At 46.8% G+C, this 2,918-nt stretch carries 1 protein-coding gene and 2 pseudogenes; 1 reads left to right on the top strand and 2 read right to left on the bottom strand.

What is annotated here, in order from left to right; all coding sequences use genetic code 11:
* Positions 1–237: 237 nt before the first annotated feature.
* Together ACSZPU_RS24745 and ACSZPU_RS24750 are read right to left on the bottom strand one after the other, a co-directional pair.
* Positions 238–1,398, bottom strand: coding sequence for a glycosyltransferase family 9 protein (locus ACSZPU_RS24745; protein ID WP_499004234.1), 1,161 nt, complete (start codon positions 1,396–1,398; stop codon positions 238–240).
* A 373-nt stretch (positions 1,399–1,771) separates the two neighbouring features.
* Positions 1,772–2,533 (bottom strand): annotated as a pseudogene (locus ACSZPU_RS24750) (IS30 family transposase); the annotation flags it as partial.
* A 74-nt stretch (positions 2,534–2,607) separates the two neighbouring features.
* Between ACSZPU_RS24750 and ACSZPU_RS24755 the strand changes: the two are divergent.
* Positions 2,608–2,838: pseudogene (locus ACSZPU_RS24755) on the top strand (Rpn family recombination-promoting nuclease/putative transposase); the annotation flags it as partial.
* Positions 2,839–2,918: the final 80 nt, after the last annotated feature.

Below are 2,918 nucleotides of genomic sequence, written 5' to 3' on the forward strand. Positions count from 1 at the left end.
CTTATCGGTAGTTAACCCTTCCTCCTACACTCTCCACAATCATGTCCGAGCGTTGCACTTATTATCTGAATTCGCTTGGTAGTACTCCAACAACTTCCCCTACCGCGGCCTTGGGTTCAGGCTCCAGCAACTTTAAGTATCATGGGTATACTATTCCGCGCAGCTATTTAGTCTCCAGGATTCCCGGGGTAGTTCGTAGACCATCCTTAATCATCCCAGCCAAAGCCGGAAGACGTCCTACACGGGGAGCTTACAATCAAGTAAGCCACGCCTCTCTATCTCATTGAGAATGCGTGGGACCACCTCTTTACTTTGGTGGATATTGCCACCAGAGATGATGATCTGGCTGGCATTGTCATAACCGGGCGACCAGAGCGTATTGTTTAGTTGCACATCTTTATACACCGCAATCAGCGGCTTATTCCACGCTGCAGAAATATGCACAATCGCCGTATCCGGTGAAATAACCAGATCCGCGTTCGCGATAAGCTCCATCATATGATGCAGGGTTTTAAAGGGGTTAAGAGTTACGCCATCAGGTAATGGCAACCTTATTTCTTTTCGATGATCAAGTAAAATTATATTGATGCCATCGTAGTGCAGCTGAAGAAGGTTGATGATGTTTGCAAGCTGCTCCTGAGACATGCAACGGTCAGTATTACCAGCAAAAATATTGATAATTACCGTTTTACCCTTGGGTAATTCAGCAAGGTGTTTTTTGACTTGTTCTTTAATGTCTTCAGGAGTGTGTAAATCATTAATTTCCAATGATTCTTTTTTTATCTTTAAAAAATCAGCTATTAAATGGTAGGTTTGGCTAATATGATTATTACAACAATCGAAATCAAAAACCTTATTATAATGATTGATTTTACTCCATTTGTTAAAACCAATAACACATTTCGCTTTTATCTGTTTTAATAATAACATACGATGCACAGGAGTATCAAAAAGGGAAGGGTCGATAATGATATCGTATTTATTGCTATTTAATTGGTTAATCACCGACTTTGACACGTTATGGGAAAAATTTTTTAAGAAGTGCGTTGAGCTAATAGTCTCGGCCTCAAAGATATTCCTGATATACGGATTAAATTTTACGACAGAACTGTTTGATGTTGTTAACAGAAAATCCACGACAAATCCAGAATTGTAGAGACATTTGACCAGCGTGGTATCGACAACGACATCGCCCACCGCCCCCTCATTGCGTATGAGTAATACTTTTTTCGCCGTGCCGATATCAGGGGGTATTTTATTTTTTGCATCCCAAAGGAACTTTGCAATGCAAAGCCTGGTCATATATCTCAATTTTTTTATAAGGTAATTACGTCGCCTGTTGAGTTCTCTGATTTTTCTAAAACGCCCTGTCGTGATCATAACAGAAGTGTTTGCCATAAAGGTTTCTCCGTATCTTGACGTATAGGAAATTGAAAACATTTATACCCGTCATTTTTCAAGCTGCATGAGAGTTGGCTATGCTCGTTCACCCGAATCACTTACTACAGTAAACTCATCGGGATTCGCTCACTTGCCACCTTCCTGCAACTCGAATTATTTAGGGTATAGAGACTATTTCATTAGGCCATTTATTGACATCCAGCAGTACGCAAGAGCAAAAAATACCAAGCCTGGTGCAGTGCGGCTATGTGGGAGGAATAACTCAAAACCTTTTTTCCACAAGAGCTTGAAAACTGTAACACTATTTGTGAACAGAGAACAATCCTGAGCACAGGAAGGTGATTGGCGGATTCAAGTTCGAAGTGCAACGCTAAGCCGCCTGTCTTAACTCTGCAAACACCACCGAGGGTTGTCTGAACCCCAGACACTTGCGTGGCCTGCTGTTCAACGCACCCTGATAGCGCCGTAGGTCTTCTTCTGACACTGTGTGCAGGTCAGTTCCCTTCGGGATAAACTGCCGTAACAGGCCGTTTGTGTTCTCATTCAGCCCTCGTTCATGCGACGCATATGGGTGAGCGAAATAGGTTTCCGCTTCCAGCGCTTCCGCTATCGCCCTGTGCTCACTGAACTCACCACCGTTATCGAACGTGATAGTGTGACAGACATCCTTATAGCTACTCAGCATCGAGATGATGGCTGTAGCCACTTCGGCTGAATCTTTCGAAAACACCTTTTTTGTCAGATAAATACGGCTCTTACGTTCGGCCAGCGTCACGACAGCGCCTGTCCCTTGTGCGCCCAGTACCAGATCCGCTTCCCAGTCACCCAGTCGGGTACGAGCATCAACAACGGCTGGTCTCTGCTCGATGGATACGGCGTCAGGTATCGGACTTCGCTTTTTACCATAGCCTTTGCGATAGCGGCGTTTCCCCTGCCGGAGGAGCTTGTACAGCTCACCGCCCTCTGCTTTATCGCAGGTCACGTGCTGGTAAATCCACTCGTGACTAACCGGCCTGCCGATAATATGGCCAACGGCGCTGATCTGTTCCGGGCTCCACAGCCAGTTTAGCGCAGCCTCAACAAAGAAGACCGTATCCTCGCGCATCCTGCGTTTGCCGGCCGCCCCATAGCGGACGGAGTTGCTGTCGCTGAATCAGGCCGGGCAGTGTGGTAAACTGGTCTTTTCTGAACTGACTGAAATGGCGCATGAAAAAACACACCCCGGTGCCGCATGATGCGGCCTTCAAGGCCTTCCTGACAAACCCCGACACCGCCCGGGACTTCATCGCCCTTCACCTCCCGGCAGAGCTGCGCGCCGTCTGCGACCTAAGCACCCTGAAGCTCGAGTCCGGCAGCTTTGTCGAGGAGAGCCTGCGGGCGTACTACAGCGATGTCCTCTGGAGCCTCAAGACCACCGCCGGCGACGGCTACATTCACGTCCATGGTTAGGAATCTGGAAAAACGTTTTAAAAACTCACTGACCATGAACACAGGAGCCCGAAACGCAGTGATGGTGT

It is taken from the genome of Phytobacter sp. V69, assembly GCF_965644215.1.
Lineage (GTDB): Bacteria > Pseudomonadota > Gammaproteobacteria > Enterobacterales > Enterobacteriaceae > Phytobacter.